This window comes from Rhodococcus sp. IEGM 1318 (assembly GCF_033142465.1).
In the GTDB taxonomy this organism is placed as follows: domain Bacteria; phylum Actinomycetota; class Actinomycetes; order Mycobacteriales; family Mycobacteriaceae; genus Rhodococcus_F; species Rhodococcus_F qingshengii_B.
The window spans coordinates 1-1,352 of the sequence record NZ_JAWLSC010000052.1; the positions used below are offsets into that span (position 1 = coordinate 1).

General features: G+C 64.7%; 3 protein-coding genes. All 3 read left to right on the top strand.

The features are described from left to right. Positions 1–314: low molecular weight phosphatase family protein (locus tag R4P65_RS33005; RefSeq protein ID WP_317829695.1), on the top strand; the 314-nt coding region annotated here is incomplete at its 5' end. A gap of 60 nt (positions 315–374) precedes the next feature. Further along, a complete protein-coding gene (arsD, locus tag R4P65_RS33010; RefSeq protein WP_317829696.1) occupies positions 375–779 on the top strand; it encodes an arsenite efflux transporter metallochaperone ArsD in 405 nt (134 codons plus the stop codon). Positions 780–795: 16 nt separating this feature from the next. Then, on the top strand, positions 796–1,352 hold a 557-nt coding region (locus R4P65_RS33015), incomplete at its 3' end, for a TRC40/GET3/ArsA family transport-energizing ATPase (protein ID WP_317829697.1).

A 1,352-nucleotide genomic window follows, 5' to 3' on the forward strand; every position in this document is an offset into this window, starting at 1 on the left:
ACGTGTACTCGGCCGGCACCCGACCCGGTGACGCGGTCAACGCCCTGTCCGTCGAAACCCTGCTCGAGGTCGGGGTAGACATCACAGGTGAAACTCCGACACTGATCGATCCGCAACTGGTGCGCGAGGTCGAAATCGTCGTCATCCTGGGCAGCGAAGCGAAGGTCGAACCGGTCGACGGCACCGACTTCGAGAACTGGGACACCGACGAGCCGTCCGAACGAGGCATCGACGGAATCGAACGAATGCGCCTGGTCCGCGACGACATCGCCGCCCGCGTCGACGCTCTAGCCGCCCGTCTGGCGACCCGCTGACACCGGATCGGTAGAACCCGCACCATCGAAGACCCGAGAAGCAAGAAAGAGAACATCACCATGAGCACCATCGAAGTATTCGAACCCGCACTGTGCTGCAACACCGGCGTCTGCGGCGACGACGTCGACCAAGCGCTGATCACCTTCACCGCCGACCTCGACTGGGTCGCAAGCAACGGCGGCACCATCGCCCGCCACAACCTCGCCAACGACCCACTGGCCTTCGCCGGTAACGACACCGTCGCAGCATTCCTCGAGATATCCGGCTCCGAAGGACTCCCGCTGGCGCTCGTCGACGGAGTCACCGCCCTGACCGGCACCTATCCGACCCGCAGCCAACTCGCGAAATGGGCAGGCATCACCGAACCTGGAACGGCTGAGGCGCCGGCCGGGATCGCCATGCTCGGACTCTCCGACACCTCGGCGTGCTGCTCCACCGACGACGACTCCACCACCTGCTGCTGAAAGCGCCGACACCGCAATGAAGTTCCTGAATAACGCGCCCCGATTCCTGTTCTTCACCGGCAAAGGCGGTGTCGGTAAAACCTCCATCGCCTGCGCGAGCGCGATGACCCTCGCTCGCGCCGGCAAGAAAGTGCTGCTCGTGAGCACCGATCCAGCCTCCAACGTCGGGCAGGTCTTCGGTGTGAGCATCGGCAACACCATCACCCCGATCCCCGCCGCTCCCGGATTGTCTGCGCTCGAGATCGATCCGGAACAAGCCGCCACCGACTATCGCGAGCGGATCATCGGTCCCGTCCGCGGGCTGCTCCCCGAGAAGGAGATCGTGGCGATCGCCGAACAACTCTCCGGGTCCTGCACCACCGAAATAGCGTCGTTCAACGAATTCACCGGACTGCTCTCCGGGCACGACGACATCACCGCGGGCTTCGACCATGTCCTCTTCGACACCGCCCCGACCGGGCACACCATCCGGCTGCTCCAACTCCCCGGATCGTGGACCGAGTTCCTCGACGGCGGCAAGGGCGACGCATCGTGCCTCGGGCCGCTGTCCGGACTCGACAAGCAGCGCACCAT

Coding starts and splice junctions, on each gene's coding strand:
- arsD (WP_317829696.1), top strand. CDS start 375: ATGAGCACCATCGAAGTATTCGAACCCGCACTGTGCTGCAACACCGGC.